Raw genomic sequence first — 15,071 nt, forward strand, 5'->3', positions numbered from 1 at the left:
TGATTGGATCTACCGATCAGTCGACAGGTGTATCGACCGGTGTGCTCGAGAGCGTTCTCCAGGAAGCGTTCTGCTTTCGTGGCAACGGGGAGTAGCCGCGTCCTCCCCAACCGATTCGCGCCCTCCGGTCGCTCATCCATAGGAAGACGTTTCACGCCTTCGTTCGCTGCGCTCACGAAGACCTCGCACAGTATCGTCGAGCGGTCTCGTCGTCACTCGACCGCTCGACAGCGCGCGCCACCGCAGGTCGGTGATGCACAATGGGACAGTACTGTCTTTGCCTGTCGTATCGACTGATGAAATGACACGCTCGAGTGAGCGTAGTCGGCGGATCACTCGGTCACGATAATCGTCCCGACCATGCCACCCCGGAGGTGCGGCTCGCAGATGTAGTCGTACGTTCCCGGCACCTCGAACGTGTGCTCGTAGGTCTCGCGGGTGCCGAGTCGACCGCCGCGGTACTCGTGCCAGGCGTCTCGAGCGGTCCGCTCGTCGTCGTAGTCGCCGGTCGCAAAGTACGCCGCGCCCTCGGGGAGGGTGTTCTCGAGGGCCGTCACCGTGTGGTCTGCGCCGCTGGTGTTCTTCCAGACGACGGTCTCGCCGGCGCGGACCTCGTACTCCTCGGGAACGAACTCGTTGCGCGTCATTCCGACGTCACAGCCGTCGCCGCTACAGGGGTCGTCCTCGAAGATACCGAGAACGGAGGTACAACCCGCAAGCCCCACGGAGGCGACGGTTCCCACGGACGCGAGGTAGGCGCGCCGGTTCATACTCGCCGGTTGGGAGAGTCCGCATATAACCACCCCGGTTCGTTCTCGGAGCGCTGGAACCGTCCTGCCGACGAACGCGTTGCTGTCGGCCGGCGGCGACTCCGTTCGCTCGTCGCGATCGTCCGAGTGCGTTCCGTTCGCCAGTCCGTCGTGAAACGAAAACACGTAAGGTACCCGCCCGCTGAATCGGCGAACATGCTTCCGCGGTTCGTCGGCAGACTGGGAGTCGCCGACGCAGTGACGATCGCCAACGCCGCCCTCGGATTCGTCGCGGTCGTCGTCGCCTTCGTCGACATCGATCTCGCCGCTCGTCTCATCCTGCTGGCGGCGGTCGCCGACGGGTTAGACGGCATCCTCGCCCGACGGTACGGCGGCACCGAGGCCGGCCCCTACCTCGACTCGCTGGCCGACGTCGCCTCCTTCGCCGTTGCGCCAGCGGCGCTCGCGTTCGTCGTCGTCACCGACGGCCTCGGCATCGGATTCGACTCGATGACGGTTGAGTTGGCGCTCGTCCTCTCCGTCTGTACGCTGTTCGTCGCCACGGCGGTTACCCGGTTGGGGATGTACACCGCCTACGACGTCGCCGGCGATTACACCGAGGGGATCCAGACGACGCTCGCGGCGACGATTCTGGGCGCGGCGATCCTCGCGAACGTCGCCGGCCCGTGGCTCGTCCTCGCGATCACGGGCGCGTTCTGTTACCTGATGGTCTCGCGGATCCAGTACCCGGATCTGCTCGTTCGAGACGCGGGGATCATGGGCGTCGTCCACGTACTCGCCATTCTGATCCCGGGCTTTGCCAACCGGTCGTTTCCCTTCGCGCTTTTGATCCTCGGTATCGCGTACATGACGCTCAGTCCGTGGTTCTACTGGCGCGAGGAACTCCAGCCCGCGGGGACGGACGTGCATGGAAACGCTTAGGGCGATCCTGGCACGACCGTAGCGTATGAACGCTGTCACGCGTGAGCGTCGTCTCTCGAGGAGGGTGTACGCATGAGTGACGACCCCGAAACCGAAGGCGACGCAGACGAGGAAGTCGAGACGGACGCGTCGGCCCCCGATCTCGACGCCATCGAGGACGATCTCGAGGCGTTCGAGTCCGACCTCGCGGACCTCGGTGAGGACCTCGAGGCGGCCGAGACCGAAGACGACCTCGACGTCGTCGAGGCCGACCTGGATGCATTCGGCGAGAACCTCGAAACGGTCGAGATTCCCGATCCGCCCGAGACGGAAAACGGCGAGGACGACGAAGACGAGGACGACGAACCGGCCAGGGAGGAGGAGCTACAGGATCGGTACGACGAGATCGAGTCCGATCTCTCGGATCTCGAGTCCGACCTCGAAGACCAGCGCGGTCCCTACGCCGAGGACGTCGTCGGCGAGATCGACGGCGTCAGCGGGACGATCACGGGCACCCGATGGAGTCTCGAGGGCGACGAAGAGCTGATCGCGGCCGTCGATTCCTTCCTCGCGGACGTCGACGATCTGCTCGAAAGCGACCTCTCGACGCCCGACGACCTCGTGCCCGCGAGCGGCGCCGAACTCGGCGAGGGTGGCGAGGAGGAAAGTAACGTTCCGGAGGGACTCGCGGACGCACTCGAGGACGCGACGACGGCCGTCGGGGACGCCGACCTCGACGCCGACGACGACGCGGAGACGATCGCCGGATTGCTCGAGGCGACGGACGACCTCGAGTCGGACGTCGACGATGCGACCGAGTGGACCGACCTCGAGGTTCGCGAACAGCTTCGCCGCGAAGGATTTTACCAGGTGCTCGATCACGTCAAGGACTTCCCGCCGGAGTGGCACGCGCTCAAAGTCCACGAGAAACGCGGCAACGTCGACTACATCCTGCTGGCCTACGACAGCCTCGACTCGGATTTCATGGAGGAACACTGTCTCGAGGCCCTCGAACGGCTGGGACCGGCGGAAGCCACGGAGCCGATGCTCGCCCAGGCCAACCGGCGCAACCAGGCGGCGATGCGCATTCTCGGCAAGATCGGCATCGCGGACGACGACGTCGTCGATACTCTACTCGATTACGTCGACAGCAACCCGGACCTCCAGAAGCCGGCGTTTCGCGCACTCGGTGAGATCGGAGCCGAGGAGGCCGTCCAGCCGATCGCGAACCAGCTCGCGGAGGACAACCCGGACGTCCGAAGCTGGGCCGCCCGTGCGCTCGGCCTGATCGGTGACACCCGCGCGATCGAGCCGCTCGGCGACGTGCTGGCCGAGGACGAGGAGGACCGCGTCCGGGCCAGCGCCGCGTGGGCGCTCAACCGGATCGGCACTCGCGACGCCCTCGAGGTCGTCGCGGAGTACGCCGACGACCGCGCGTACCTCGTCCAGTCCGAAGCCGAGCGCGCCGACCTCGAGCCGGCGGCCTGACCGGCGGCTCGAATCGCCTTCGACCTGACCTTTACGTACGATCGGGCGGCCAGACGGGGCAATGGCCGTCCGACGCATCGCCCTTTGGGTTGCTCTCGCCGCGTCGCTTCTCCTGTTAGCCGGTTCAACGAGTGCGCTCGCTGGAACCGGACTCGCGGCGACCGCCCAGCCGTCGGCTTCCCAGCCGGCGGCCGCTCACGCGCCAAGTCCCGTGGTCGAGACCGCCAGCGGACTCGAGTGCGCTCCGCCCTCTCAGTTCGATACCGAGGACGAACCGGCGGCGTCGGTCGATGTCGAACGTGGCGACCACGAGGTGCGTATCGTCGAACTCTACCCGAACCCGACGACCCACGGCAACGCCGGTGAGTTTCTCGTCCTCGAGGTGTCCGCGGAAACCCGCCTCGAGAACTGGACGGTTACGGACGGTCACACGACGGCGAGGATTCCGAACGAGACGATCGACGGTCGCGTCGCCTTCAGTACCGACGCGGAAACGACCGCGGAGTTGACCGACTATCCGGTGCGCGAACTCGAAGGCACTGTCAGGCTCGCGGTCGACGGCGACGAACTCGAACTGCGAAACGGCACGGAGGCGGTCGACGCGGTGGCCTACGAGGACGCGCCGATCGCCGAACGCTGGTATCGCGACGACGCAGACACCGGAAACAGCCACGCGAGCGATGACGAGGGAGACGTTCGAGCGAGCGGCCACGCCGATCACGCGAGCGACGGCAACGTCGTTCGTCCAGCCGACGGCCGATGGCACCCACGAGACGGCACCTGTTTCCCCGTCGTTCGCGCCGATCCCACAGACGCGACGGCCTTCGTCCTCCCCGACTCACCCGAGGTTCCCCTCGAGACGATCCGCGAGGCGGACGATCGGCTCTTGCTCGCGGGCTACACCATCACGTCGACTGACGTCACGGACGCGCTGGTCGATGCCTCAGACCGCGGCGTCGACGTTGCAGTACTGGTAGAGTCGGGGCCAGTCGGCGGGACGCCCGCCGCGAGCAAACCCGTGTTGGTCCAACTCGAGGACGCCGGTATCGACGTCCGCGCGATCGGTGGCGAGGGTGCTCGCTACCGGTTTCACCACCCGAAGTACGCGGTCGCCGACGATCACGTGTTGGTGACCAGCGAGAACTGGAAACCCTCGGGAACGGGAGGCGAGTCGAGTCGCGGCTGGGGCGTTCGCCTCGAGGATGTCGACCTCGCGGACGCGCTCGCGGCGACGTTCCGGGCCGACCACGAGGGGTGGGACACCCGCTCGAGCGAGCAGTTCCGGTCGACCGCCACGTTCGTCGAGGACGACGGCGTTCGCGGGGACGATCCGGAACCCGCGTTCGAGACGAACCACGACGCCGAAACCGTTCCCGTCGACTCGGTCGAACTGCTGGTCGCCCCCGACAACGCGGCGGATCGACTCGAGGACCTGATCGCCGACGCGGACGAGGAGATCCTGATCAAACAGGCGAGTATCGCCGCGGACGTCTCCGTCCTCGAGGCGACACTCGAGGCCGCGCGGCGCGGCGTCGACGTCCGAATCCTCCTCGATTCGACCTGGTACCACGAGGACGAGAACGCGGCGCTTGCGGACGACCTCGAATCGATCGCGGCCGACGAGGGACTCGCACTCGAGGCGAAGGTCGTCGGCCGAACCGACCGATTCGAGAAGATCCACGCGAAAGGGGTGATCGTCGACCGCGAGGCGGCCGTCGTGGGAAGTGCGAACTGGAACGAGAACGCCTTCGAGAACAATCGCGAGGTGTTGGTCGTCCTCCACGGCGAGTCGGCGGCGGAGTACTACGCGGCGGTCTTCGAGGGCGATTGGGACGGAGACGTGTGGACGCTCCCGATCGGATTGAGCCTCTCCGCGGCCGCCGTTCTCGTCGCTGCGGCGCTCGTCGGCTGGCGGTACGTCCGGTTCGGCGATCGACGGCTATCCGGAGCGGAGTGACGATAGTCGACAGTATCGTACGGACCGCCGTTCGTCACTACCGACCTATCCCTGCCTTGTCCTGTGGTCGCAGCGAAAATCAGTATCGCAGTCCGCGTTAGTTTACGGGTCCGCAGGCTTCGAGGTGGGCACAGCAGTCGTGTTCGGGGTCGAAACAGTCCGGACACTCCTCGGGTCGGTCGATGATCGTGTCGAGACGGTCGGCGACGGTGTCGTCGATGACGCTCTCGAGCGTCCGAGCTTCCGCGCGAAAATCCTCGACCTCGAGGACGTTCACGAGAAACCGTTCGATGATACAGTACGTCTGTAAGGCGTGGTGTGCGCGTTCGAGTCCGTCGTCGGTTAGGCTCGCCCCCTTGTACTTTTCGTGCTCGACGAGGCCGCGATCCTCGAGTTTGCCGATCATCTCGTTGACGCTCGCCGGACTGACGTCGAGTATGTCCGCGAGCGTTCCGGTCGAGGCGGGCCCCTCTTCCATGCGTTGTGCGAGGTAGATTGCCTTGAGGTACTGGTCTGCAGTGTTCATCGCATCCCTCCGTCGGTGTCGGTGTTCGTTCCGGCCTGTGCCCCGATCATGCCCGGTGCTCCATGATCTCGGTTACCTCCTCGACGCCGTCTTTTTCTTCCTCGCGAATGTCGTACAGCGTCTCGAGCAGTCGGTCGCGCTCGAGCGCGAATTCGGTGTCGGACGCCTCGATCGCGTCGATCAGGTCGTCGTAGAACTTGTACGCCGTCTCCTCGTTGCACAGCTGGTCGTAGAGCACGCCGTCGGTGTCCTCTGGCGGGCCGTACTGTGCGTCGACTAACGCGTTGATCTCTTCGTAGGCGACGGTTTCGGCGTCGAGCTCGTCGATCAGCGCCTCGAGTCGCTCTCGGTGGTCGGCCGACTCGTCGGCGGCCTCGACGAGCAACTCCCGCACCTCTTCGTCGACTTCCTCGCGCTTTTCGGGCGGAAGAGAGTCGAGGTGGTGGGCGGCGCGCGACTCGACGACCTCCTCTAAGACGACTCCGATCTGGAGGAGCCGCGCGAGCTGATGGTCGCTCGAGACACGCTGTCCCAGACTCATGATTATGCGTGGGTGTGCCTGTTACTTAACTTCCTGCATTCGAAACGGGATCGATTCCGATCCGTTTTATTATCGAATTCTGACGGCGGGGAAATCGTGTCACCGACTACTGTCCCGGTTCGTCTCGGCCGTCCGGAGACGATTGTTGAACGATCGATAGCCAGAAGTCCTCGATCTCCTGGACGAACTCGAGGAAGTTTTCCGGCTCGACCGGCTTCTGGACGTAGTGGTCCGCCTCGAGTCCCCGAGATTTGACGATCTCTTCACCGGTGTCCGAACTCGTGAGGACGACGACCGGGACGTCGCTGAGTACCGGCTCGTCGTCCATCTCGGAGAGGATATCGGAACCGTCTTTCCCGGGAAGCTGAGGCTCGAGCAAGACGAGGTCGGGGCGTGGCTCGCCTGCGTACTCGCCGCGACGGTGGAGGAACTCGAGTGCCGTCTCGCCGTCACAGACGGTGTGGATGGTGTTCGTGAGTTTCGCTTCGTCGAACGATTCGGTAAAGAGCCGAGTGTCCCCTGGATTCGGCTCGACCAGCAGTATGTCGATCGGCTTGTCCGTATGCTCGCCCGATCCGGTCATTGCAACTCGTTTCGGCCACAGGGTTAAAACATCGAGGTCATCAGTACTGACGGGTTTCTGGCTCGTTCGACTGGCGACTCGAGACCGCAGGGGCCCTAACAGTGCTGGGGAACGTCGATCAGTCGTCGGCGATCATCGTCTGTCCGCCGAGTTCGGGTCGACTGACGTCGCGGTCGGTCTCCTCGCCGTCGATGTCGTAGGGATAGCTCCCGGTGACACAGCCCAGACAGAGGTCGATCCGCTCTTTCCCGAGGACCTCGGCGACGGCGTCCGTCGAGAGGTACGCGAGGCTGTCGGCGTCGATCGTCTCTCTGATTTCGGCGACGGTCTTATCGGAGGCGATCAGCTCCTCTCGCGTGGCCATGTCGATACCCATATAACAGGGAGCGACGATCTCCGGTGCGCCGATGCGCATGTGGACCTCCTCGGCCCCACAGTCTTTGAGCAGTCCGACGAGTTGGGTCGAGGTCGTTCCGCGGACGATCGAGTCGTCGATCAGCGTGACGGTCTTGCCTTCGACCGTCGATTTGATAGGGTTGAGTTTCAGTCGAACCGCGCGCTCGCGTTCGTCCTGGGTCGGCATAATGAACGTCCGGCCGACGTAGCGGTTTTTCATCAGCCCCTCGGCGAACTCGACGCCCTCGTCGTTCTCGTCGCGGGGTGCTCCGTCGGCGGTCGTCTCACCCGCGGCGTCCGCATAGCCCGAGGCGAACGCCCGTCCCGAGTCCGGAACCGGCATCACGACGTCGGTCTCGACGCCGTTTTCCTCCCACAGCTTCCGACCCAGATTTCGCCGCGCTTCGTAGACGAGCGTGTCGTCGATGATGCTGTCCGGGCGGGCGAAGTAGACGTGCTCGAAGAAACAGTGAGCCGTGTGTTCGCTCTCGACGAGCTGGTAGGAGTCGAACCCTTGGCCATCTTCCTGGAGAACGACGAGCTCACCGGGCCGAACGTCCCGGACGAGTTCGCCGTCCAGGGTATCGATCGCCGCCGACTCGGAGGCGAGGATGTAGCCGTCCTCGAGTTTCCCGATACAGAGCGGCCGGTTCCCCTGTGGATCGCGCACGCCGAGAACGGTGTCGTCGTGGCTGATCGTCAGCGAATAGGAGCCGTGGATGCGGTTCATCGTTCGCTTGACCGCGCGTACGAGGTCTTCTTCGAGGAGGTTGCGCGCGAGGTCGTGTGCGATGACCTCGGTGTCGCCGTCGCTGGTAAAGGCGTGGCCGACGGCGGCGAGCTCGTCGCGAATCTCGTCGGCGTTGACGAGGTTGCCGTTGTGGCTTAGGCCGAGCGAGCCGCTTTTGAACGAGACGGAGAAGGGCTGTGCACAGGAGGTGTCGACCGAGCCCGCGGTCGGGTAGCGGACGTGACCGATCCCCGTCGATCCGTTGAGGATGTCCAGATCATCCTCGTCGAACGCTTCGCCGACCAGCCCCATCTCCACGTGGCTGTGTTGCTGGAAACCGTCGTGGGTGACGATCCCGGCGGACTCCTGGCCGCGGTGCTGGAGCGCGTAGAGTGCGTAGTACAACGGTCGTGCCGCGTCGCGACCGCCCAGTGAGACGCCGACGACGCCACACTTTTCGGTCATCCCTGTTCGCCGGGGAGTTTCGCCCCGCCCATCAGTCATGGAAGTTCGTAGGGCGCCGAACCGATAAAAATCCCCGTGTTTGTGCCTCGAATCCTGTCCTCGAGCGTAAATGATATCCACGTTTGTGCACACTTTTACTTTGGATTGCGATTCGCACACCTCGTCCTCGCGTGACGTGACACAGCGTTCAAGAGTATCGGCTCGAACACCTCGGGTATGCGACTCGAGGAGTACTGGGGTGTCGGCCCGAAGACGCGTGAGACGTTGGTCGAAGAACTCGGCCGGGAGCGGGCGATCCGGGCGATCGAGAGCGGCGACGTTCGTGCACTCGCGGACGCCGGTCTCGCACGCGGTCGGGCGACCCGCATCCTGCGGCGGGCGACCGGCGGCGACGGCATGGAGACGCTGGCGACGAGCGACGCGCGCTCGGCGTACAAGGAACTGCTCGATCTGGCGGTCGACCACGCGGTGACTCACCGTGCGGCCGATCGGATCCGCGTTCTCACGCCGTTAGTCGACCACGTAGAGATGGAGCGACGGCTCGAGGACGTCCTTGCCGCGCGGGACGCCTGGCGCGAGCTCCCCGAGGAGGATCGGGAATCGGTCCTGTCGGCGTACGACCGCTACGACGAACGCGACGGGAGCGAACTGGCCGCCGTCGAGGCGGCGATCACACTGCTCGAGGCGGGGGTCGATTCCGGCCCGTTCGCGGCGATCGCCGACCTCGAGCGCGACCGTCTCGAGGCCGCGGCCGAGGCGCTGGCGGCGCTCGACGGAAACCGCGGGCGCATCGCCGAGGGGGCGGACGAGGAACTCGACCGGCTCCGGGACGCACTCGGTGCCGTCGAGGATATGGACGCCAACGCGTTGGAGCTGATCGACGACCTTCGCTCCGAAGGCGTCCGGGACGTCGATCAGTTCCGCGAGGCGTTCGAGGACCACTTGCTCGGCGAGACGAACGTGACGATCGATCGGGTTCGTGATGCGATGGCGACCGACGCCGCCGACGCGACCGACTTCGTCGGCTCCACCTTGCGAACGCTTCGGAGCGATCTCACCGCCGCGATCGACGAACGCGAGGAAGCCGTCGCGGCCGAACTCGAGACGGCCCTCGAGGAGTCACGCGAGGCCGTCGATCGGGCCGTCGAAGCGGTCGACGAGATCGCACTCCACCTCTCGCTCGCCAGGTTCGCTCTCGCCTACGACTGTACGCGCCCGACGTTCGTCGACGGAGACGATGCCGCCGTCTCGGTAGTCGGGGCACGAAACCTCTCGCTTGCGACGCGCGACGGGGCGGACGTCCAGCCGATCACGTACGCACTGGGCGACCACGACGTCGTCGACGTTCCGGGCGGTCTCGGATCCGGCTCCGGGGAGGAGGACGATCCCGGCGTCCCCGGTCGCGAGCGCGTCGCCGTCCTGACGGGGGCAAACAGCGGCGGGAAGACGACGTTACTCGAGACGCTGTGTCAGGTCGTCCTGCTGGCGACGATGGGACTGCCGGTGCCGGCCGAACGCGCCGAAGTGACGCCCCCCGATTCGCTGGTCTTCCATCGCCGTCACGCGAGTTTCAACGCGGGCGTCCTCGAGTCGACGCTTCGTTCGGTCGTGCCGCCACTTTCCTCGAACGGTCGGACGCTGATGCTGGTCGACGAGTTCGAGGCGATCACCGAACCCGGGAGCGCGGCCGACCTGCTCCACGGGCTCGTGACGCTGACCGTCGACCGCGACGCGCTCGGGGTGTTCGTCACCCACCTCGCCGACGATCTGGAGCCACTCCCGCCCGCGGCCCGCGTCGACGGCATCTTCGCGGAGGGGCTGAACCCCGATCTCGAGTTGCTCGTCGACTACCAGCCGCGGTTCGACACCGTCGGCCGGTCGACGCCCGAGTTCATCGTCTCGAGACTGGTCGCGAACGCGACCGACCGGAGCGAACGCGTCGGCTTCGAGACGCTCGCGGAGGCCGTCGGAAACGAGGTCGTCCAGCGGACGCTCGCGGACGCCCGCTGGAACGAGTGAAACCGGTTCGTCCCCCTGTCGTCGCTCACTTTCGATCCTCACCCCGCTCTCGACCGCGGTCCCGGTCTCGATTCTCGCCGTTTCGATCGCCGGCGTCCTCGCTACGTCCACCGCCCTCGCTACGGCCCCCGTCCTCGCTCCGATCGTCGTCCTCGAGAGCGGTGTCGTCCTCGAGCCAGACGTCCGGCCGGGGTGTGTACGTGGACTCTCTCCGGTACTGATCGTCGTTTCTGAACGTGTAGACGATCCCGTTTTCGTCCTCGCAGATTCGGGACTCGAGGTAGGCCTGTGCCGCCCGCCGGGAGAGCGCTCCCATCTCGATCGCGTCGCCGAGCGTCGTCTTGACGGCGCGAAACCAGACCCTGATCTCGCCGTCGCGAGCCGGGTTCACCCGGACGATCGCCCCGCGGCCGTCGTCTCGGCCGTCCCCCCACTCGAGCCAGCAGACGCGATAGACGTCGACCGCGTAGCCGTCGTCGGGCGTGACGAGGTAGAGCGCCTCGTGTACGCAGGGGTCGAGGAGGTCCGCGAGGATCCGATCGCGCGCGACGGATCCCGCGAGAACGGTGGCGTCGACGACCCCCTCCGCGAGCGGCGTCTCTTCGGTGATTCGATCGGCAAGCGAGAGGTCCTCGCCGCCCCAGTGGCTGTAGCGAACGTCGTACAGACGGTCGGGTCGCCGGTAGGCGACGAGTGCTCTGTGTCCCATCGCACTCACGCTCGTGATTTGCGGTCCTCGACGATCGAACGCGCTCGAACACCTGCCTGCTCGGACATCACCGACTCTGGTCGCCTGCCCGTACTTGAACCCCCGGACGCGACTCCGACACGTCGGGTAACGGAGTCCGACCCCGGTGGAGCGAGATGTGGCAGTGGATTCCGCGGTCACAACGACGATATCCGTTCGTTTCCAACGTGGGCGGTACGCCGAATGGATCCCAGCTACGACGCGGTCGTATTCGACAACGATGGGGTACTGACGACGCCGACCGACCGGGACGTCCTGATCGAGGCGATTCGTGACGCCTTCGAACGCGTCGACGTCTCGAGCCCGTCGGACGAACAGGTTCGAACGCTTCTCAGCCCCGACCGTCCCTCGCTCCGACGGATCGCGGACCACCACGGAGTCGACCCCGCCACACTGTGGAGCGCACGGGAGCAGGCCGCGATCGACGCCCAGCTCGCCGAGATCGAAGCCGGACGAAAGCGCGTCTACGAGGACGTGACCGCCCTCGAGTCGTTTTCCGTTCCGACCGGAATCGTCAGCAACAACCAACACGAGACGATCGGGAACATTCTCGACAACTGCGCGCTCGAACCAGTCGAGGTCTGGTACGGGCGCGAACCGACGATCGAGGGGATCGACCGGAAGAAACCGACGCCGTACTACCTCGAGTTGGCGATCGACGAGCTCGGCGTGAACAACCCGCTGTACGTCGGAGATAGTCGGGTCGACGTCGTCGCGGCCGACGCGGCCGGGATCGACGCCGCGTTCATCAGGCGGGACCACCGGATCGGCTACGACCTCGCCGGCCACGAGCCGCGATACGAGATCGAGTCGCTCGAGACGCTCCTAGAACTGGTGTGACTGATCGACTGAGATGGACGACTGACCGACTGTGCCGGTTTGCTGTCGATCAGTTCCGGTGAGACCGCGATCCGGGCGACGGTCTCACCGGTAGATCGCGACAGCAATCCGTCTGAACCGAGGCGGTCAGTTCGGCACGCCGACGCGACGTTCGGCCCGCTCTTTGACCCCTTGGTTCATCGCGGCGAATCCGCGTTCGATCCGCGCGCCGTCGAACAGAAGCGGGACGAGTGCTCCTCTGAACGTCTCCCGCTGGAGGAGCCTCGTTCGCTCGCCGTCGTCGATCGGCTCGAGGCGAAACTCGTGGTAGCCGTCGAAGGCGAAGGGAACGACCAGCCGTCCCATCCAGGCGAGCCGTCGGTTTTCCTCGACGGCGACGACCTCCGGTCGGAACGTCATTCCCCGTGAATCGGGAAGTTCGATCCGAATTCGGAGCTGTTCTCCCTCCGCGGGTACCCCTTCGACCGACCGGATGAACGGGTTCCACTCGGGATAGCTGTCGAACTCGAGAAGGACCTCCCAGACGGCCTCCGGCGGCGCGTCGATCTCCTCGAACACCTCGACCTGGTTCATGCTAGTCGCTCACGCGCCGAGATCGTATGCCTGTATCGCCCGATCGTTCGGATTTCCTGGCGATCGTCGGGGCGTTGGCCGCGGTCCAGAGCTCGGATCAGTCCGGTGGGCAGATACTTCCCTCCGGCGGTCGTGGTGTCCCCGATGCGTGGCGCAGTATTCACCGACCTGATCGGCCCGGACGGGGTGGACGTGATCGAGCGCGAAGCTCCGAATCCGGACACCGGCGAGGCCGTCGTCGACGTCGACGCCTGTGCGATCAACCGCCACGATCTGTGGATCCTCGAGGGTGATTCGGCCATGGTCGACGCGAACGACCTGCCGTTCATTACTGGACTCGACGTCGCCGGCACCGTCCGCGACGTCGGTGAAGAAGTCTCGAGCGTCGAACCGGGCGACCGGGTGGTCCTCTGTCCGAACGAAACCTGCGGGCAGTGTCGGTTCTGCCGCGAGGGACCCGAGAACCTGTGTGCGAACTTCTCGCTGTACCACGGCGGTCTCGCGGAGGCCGCCCGCGTCGAGGCCGACCGACTCGTTGCACTTCCGGACGGGGTGTCGACGACCGACGCCGCCGCGATTCCCACCGCCTACACGACCGCGTTCCACATGCTCCGACTGGCCGACGTCGGCCCCGGCGACCTCGTCTTCGTTCCGGGTGCGACCGGTGGTGTCGGCGTCGCGACCGTCCAACTCGCGGCCGTCCTCGGCGCGCGGACGGTCGGCACCTCCTCTTCGGAGTCGAAACTCGAACGCGTGCGTGAGCTCGGACTCGATCACGGGATCCAGTCGACCGCCGTCGACGACGTCCGCGAGCGCGTGTCGGAAATTGGCACCCCGGACGCGGTGATCAACCACCTCGGCGGCGAGTACACCGAACTCGGCCAGCGGGTCATGCGCCGCGGCGGGACGATGGTCGTCTGCGGACGCACCGCCGGTGACACGTCGGCGATCGACGTTCCCGATCTGTTCCTCGAGCACAAGCGAATCGTCGGCTCGACGATGGGGACTCAAGAGGAGTTGCGACGACTCGTCGACCTTGTAGCCGCCGGCGACCTCGAGCCCGAAATCGATGAAACGTACGCGCTCGAGGAGACGGCCGACGCGTTCGCCGCGATGCGGGAGCGAGAGAGCGTCGGCAAGCTAGTCGTCCAGCCGTAGCTCGCAGTGGAGCGCGAGGCAAGAACGTGCCGGCCCGACGTATTTCCCCTCGAGCGGTGTCGAGCGTCTATGACGAACGTCGCGATCACCGGCGCGTCCGGAACCGTGGGCAGGGAAGCGATCGAGGCGTTCTCCGGACGCGAGGAGAAACTTACACTGTTCTCCCACAGCGAGACCGAGGACCTCGAGACGACGCCGATCGAGATCACCGATCGTGGGGCCGTCTTCGACGCTCTCGAGGGCCAGGACGTGGTGATCCACCTGGCGGCAAACCCCGACCCGCGAGCCGAGTGGGACGCAGTTTCGGGACCGAACGTCGAAGGGTTGTACAACGTGTACGCGGCCGCGGTCGAGAACGACCTCGAGCGAGTGGTCTTCTCGAGTTCGAATCACGCGGTCAACATGGACAACGCCGTCTCGTCGATCCGCCCGGAGTCGACGGTCGGCAATCCGGACGTCGTTCGGCCGGACGATCCGCCGGATCCGGACACCTACTACGGGGTTACGAAGGTCGTCGGCGAGGCGATGGGGTCGTACTACGCGAAGCGACACGGACTCGACGTCGTTTCCCTCCGGATCGGCTGGTTGCTCACCCGCGACGAACTCCGCGAGGAGTGTGCGGATCGCGACGGTGCCGGCGAGCGGTACGCTCGCGCGATGTGGCTCAGCCCCGAGGACTGTCGGCGCGTCATCGAGGCGGCCGCGACGCACTCGCTCCCGAAGACGCCACTTACCGCACACGGTATCTCGGACAACGCCGACCGATTCCTCTCGCTCACCGAGACGATGCTCGCCCTCGGCTACCGACCGAGAGACGACTCACGGGCAGTGCTCGAGGACGAGGCGAGCGGACGATCTGGCCTCGAGACCGGCTGATGCGGTCTGTCGTCGGTCGTACGATCGACCGTCTCAGTTCCAGCGGGGCCGTGGCCCGGAGAGCAGTCCCACCGGTCTATCGGTACGGTCGTCCGTCCCGGTACGTGCGCTCCCTGTATCGAAAGACCGAATATCGGGTCGTTCGAACCGTCTGGTATGTCTACCAAGGTGTCCGAGTCGACCGGCTACGTCTCGAACCTCCAGATGTCGACGTTCGGGTACATCATGGCGGCGATCATCGCGATCGTCATGTTGCCGGTGCTCCCCATCATCGTCCTCGCGTGGCTTCTCTGGCGGGCGTTTGTCGCGGACGACGAGGTCGAGTCGAGATACGAGACGTGGCGAAACGATCCGAACCGACTGCGCCCCTCGCCGCCGGAACCGGAAACGGACGACGAGGACGAGGACTGAGACGGTTTACTGTCAGTCGTTTCCGGCGCAATCACGCCCCATCCTGCGGGTGTACCGGTAAACCGTTACAGTAATCGGTATGAAACGGAT

Annotated in this window: 15 protein-coding genes; 8 read left to right on the forward strand and 7 right to left on the reverse strand. The window is 65.5% G+C overall.

Annotated features, from left to right (window positions below):
- Nucleotides 1-332: 332 nt before the first annotated feature.
- Entirely contained in the window at nucleotides 333-770 is a 438-nt protein-coding gene (locus AB7C87_RS19385; protein WP_369731145.1) for a cupredoxin domain-containing protein, read from the reverse strand.
- 195 nt (nucleotides 771-965) lie between these two features.
- Here AB7C87_RS19385 and AB7C87_RS19390 point away from each other — a divergent pair, with 195 nt between their 5' ends.
- The 3 genes from AB7C87_RS19390 to AB7C87_RS19400 all read left to right on the forward strand — a co-directional run bounded on the left by AB7C87_RS19390 (nucleotide 966) and on the right by AB7C87_RS19400 (nucleotide 5,115).
- Complete coding sequence (locus AB7C87_RS19390; protein WP_369731146.1) at nucleotides 966-1,691, forward strand: protein sorting system archaetidylserine synthase; 726 nt, start codon at nucleotides 966-968, stop codon at nucleotides 1,689-1,691.
- 72 nt (nucleotides 1,692-1,763) lie between these two features.
- A complete protein-coding gene (locus AB7C87_RS19395; protein ID WP_369731147.1) occupies nucleotides 1,764-3,158 on the forward strand; it encodes a HEAT repeat domain-containing protein in 1,395 nt (464 codons plus the stop codon).
- Nucleotides 3,159-3,219: 61 nt separating this feature from the next.
- On the forward strand, nucleotides 3,220-5,115 hold the full coding sequence (locus AB7C87_RS19400; RefSeq protein ID WP_369731148.1) for a phospholipase D-like domain-containing protein: 1,896 nt from the start codon (nucleotides 3,220-3,222) through the stop codon (nucleotides 5,113-5,115).
- A gap of 97 nt (nucleotides 5,116-5,212) precedes the next feature.
- On the opposite strand, the gene AB7C87_RS19405 is transcribed toward AB7C87_RS19400, so the two are convergent.
- The 4 genes from AB7C87_RS19405 to purF all read right to left on the reverse strand — a co-directional run bounded on the left by AB7C87_RS19405 (nucleotide 5,213) and on the right by purF (nucleotide 8,356).
- A complete protein-coding gene (locus tag AB7C87_RS19405; RefSeq protein WP_369731149.1) occupies nucleotides 5,213-5,641 on the reverse strand; it encodes a metal-dependent transcriptional regulator in 429 nt (142 codons plus the stop codon).
- A 46-nt stretch (nucleotides 5,642-5,687) separates the two neighbouring features.
- Entirely contained in the window at nucleotides 5,688-6,182 is a 495-nt protein-coding gene (locus AB7C87_RS19410) for a ferritin-like domain-containing protein (protein WP_369731150.1), read from the reverse strand.
- 106 nt (nucleotides 6,183-6,288) lie between these two features.
- Complete coding sequence (locus AB7C87_RS19415) at nucleotides 6,289-6,765, reverse strand: response regulator (RefSeq protein ID WP_369731151.1); 477 nt, start codon at nucleotides 6,763-6,765, stop codon at nucleotides 6,289-6,291.
- A 118-nt stretch (nucleotides 6,766-6,883) separates the two neighbouring features.
- Complete coding sequence (gene purF / locus AB7C87_RS19420) at nucleotides 6,884-8,356, reverse strand: amidophosphoribosyltransferase (protein ID WP_369731211.1); 1,473 nt, start codon at nucleotides 8,354-8,356, stop codon at nucleotides 6,884-6,886.
- A 216-nt stretch (nucleotides 8,357-8,572) separates the two neighbouring features.
- Between purF and AB7C87_RS19425 the strand changes: the two genes are divergently transcribed.
- Complete coding sequence (locus tag AB7C87_RS19425; protein ID WP_369731152.1) at nucleotides 8,573-10,375, forward strand: DNA mismatch repair protein; 1,803 nt, start codon at nucleotides 8,573-8,575, stop codon at nucleotides 10,373-10,375.
- Between the two features lie 25 nt (nucleotides 10,376-10,400).
- Here AB7C87_RS19425 and AB7C87_RS19430 read toward each other — a convergent pair whose 3' ends face one another.
- Nucleotides 10,401-11,084 carry a DUF6735 family protein gene (locus AB7C87_RS19430; RefSeq protein ID WP_369731153.1) on the reverse strand — a complete coding sequence of 228 codons (684 nt, stop codon included), beginning with the start codon at nucleotides 11,082-11,084 and terminating at the stop codon, nucleotides 10,401-10,403.
- A gap of 222 nt (nucleotides 11,085-11,306) precedes the next feature.
- Here AB7C87_RS19430 and AB7C87_RS19435 point away from each other — a divergent pair, with 222 nt between their 5' ends.
- The gene (locus AB7C87_RS19435) at nucleotides 11,307-11,963 is read left to right on the forward strand and encodes an HAD family hydrolase (RefSeq protein ID WP_369731154.1); all 657 of its coding nucleotides are present in this window, start codon (nucleotides 11,307-11,309) and stop codon (nucleotides 11,961-11,963) included.
- A gap of 126 nt (nucleotides 11,964-12,089) precedes the next feature.
- On the opposite strand, the gene AB7C87_RS19440 is transcribed toward AB7C87_RS19435, so the two are convergent.
- Nucleotides 12,090-12,536 carry an SRPBCC family protein gene (locus tag AB7C87_RS19440; protein ID WP_369731155.1) on the reverse strand — a complete coding sequence of 149 codons (447 nt, stop codon included), beginning with the start codon at nucleotides 12,534-12,536 and terminating at the stop codon, nucleotides 12,090-12,092.
- A 144-nt stretch (nucleotides 12,537-12,680) separates the two neighbouring features.
- Here AB7C87_RS19440 and AB7C87_RS19445 point away from each other — a divergent pair, with 144 nt between their 5' ends.
- The 3 genes from AB7C87_RS19445 to AB7C87_RS19455 all read left to right on the forward strand — a co-directional run bounded on the left by AB7C87_RS19445 (nucleotide 12,681) and on the right by AB7C87_RS19455 (nucleotide 14,981).
- Complete coding sequence (locus AB7C87_RS19445) at nucleotides 12,681-13,694, forward strand: zinc-binding dehydrogenase (protein WP_369731156.1); 1,014 nt, start codon at nucleotides 12,681-12,683, stop codon at nucleotides 13,692-13,694.
- 69 nt (nucleotides 13,695-13,763) lie between these two features.
- Nucleotides 13,764-14,570: an NAD-dependent epimerase/dehydratase family protein gene (locus tag AB7C87_RS19450; RefSeq protein ID WP_369731157.1), complete on the forward strand. Its 807-nt coding sequence runs from the start codon at nucleotides 13,764-13,766 to the stop codon at nucleotides 14,568-14,570.
- 156 nt (nucleotides 14,571-14,726) lie between these two features.
- A complete protein-coding gene (locus tag AB7C87_RS19455; RefSeq protein ID WP_369731158.1) occupies nucleotides 14,727-14,981 on the forward strand; it encodes a DUF7535 family protein in 255 nt (84 codons plus the stop codon).
- Nucleotides 14,982-15,071 lie beyond the last annotated feature (90 nt).

Origin of the sequence: Natrarchaeobius versutus, from assembly GCF_041205745.1 — an archaeon.
GTDB lineage: Archaea > Halobacteriota > Halobacteria > Halobacteriales > Natrialbaceae > Natrarchaeobius > Natrarchaeobius versutus.

What these genes read in the sequence shown, in the direction of transcription:
- AB7C87_RS19455 (WP_369731158.1), top strand. Translation starts at nt 14,727, where the DNA reads ATGTCTACCAAGGTGTCCGAGTCGACCGGCTACGTCTCGAACCTCCAG.
- AB7C87_RS19410 (WP_369731150.1), bottom strand. Translation starts at nt 6,182, where the DNA reads ATGAGTCTGGGACAGCGTGTCTCGAGCGACCATCAGCTCGCGCGGCTC.
- AB7C87_RS19405 (WP_369731149.1), bottom strand. Translation starts at nt 5,641, where the DNA reads ATGAACACTGCAGACCAGTACCTCAAGGCAATCTACCTCGCACAACGC.
- AB7C87_RS19400 (WP_369731148.1), top strand. Translation starts at nt 3,220, where the DNA reads ATGGCCGTCCGACGCATCGCCCTTTGGGTTGCTCTCGCCGCGTCGCTT.
- AB7C87_RS19435 (WP_369731154.1), top strand. Translation starts at nt 11,307, where the DNA reads ATGGATCCCAGCTACGACGCGGTCGTATTCGACAACGATGGGGTACTG.
- AB7C87_RS19425 (WP_369731152.1), top strand. Translation starts at nt 8,573, where the DNA reads ATGCGACTCGAGGAGTACTGGGGTGTCGGCCCGAAGACGCGTGAGACG.
- AB7C87_RS19445 (WP_369731156.1), top strand. Translation starts at nt 12,681, where the DNA reads ATGCGTGGCGCAGTATTCACCGACCTGATCGGCCCGGACGGGGTGGAC.
- AB7C87_RS19395 (WP_369731147.1), top strand. Translation starts at nt 1,764, where the DNA reads ATGAGTGACGACCCCGAAACCGAAGGCGACGCAGACGAGGAAGTCGAG.
- AB7C87_RS19415 (WP_369731151.1), bottom strand. Translation starts at nt 6,765, where the DNA reads ATGACCGGATCGGGCGAGCATACGGACAAGCCGATCGACATACTGCTG.
- AB7C87_RS19390 (WP_369731146.1), top strand. Translation starts at nt 966, where the DNA reads ATGCTTCCGCGGTTCGTCGGCAGACTGGGAGTCGCCGACGCAGTGACG.
- purF (WP_369731211.1), bottom strand. Translation starts at nt 8,356, where the DNA reads ATGACCGAAAAGTGTGGCGTCGTCGGCGTCTCACTGGGCGGTCGCGAC.
- AB7C87_RS19385 (WP_369731145.1), bottom strand. Translation starts at nt 770, where the DNA reads ATGAACCGGCGCGCCTACCTCGCGTCCGTGGGAACCGTCGCCTCCGTG.
- AB7C87_RS19450 (WP_369731157.1), top strand. Translation starts at nt 13,764, where the DNA reads ATGACGAACGTCGCGATCACCGGCGCGTCCGGAACCGTGGGCAGGGAA.
- AB7C87_RS19440 (WP_369731155.1), bottom strand. Translation starts at nt 12,536, where the DNA reads ATGAACCAGGTCGAGGTGTTCGAGGAGATCGACGCGCCGCCGGAGGCC.
- AB7C87_RS19430 (WP_369731153.1), bottom strand. Translation starts at nt 11,084, where the DNA reads ATGGGACACAGAGCACTCGTCGCCTACCGGCGACCCGACCGTCTGTAC.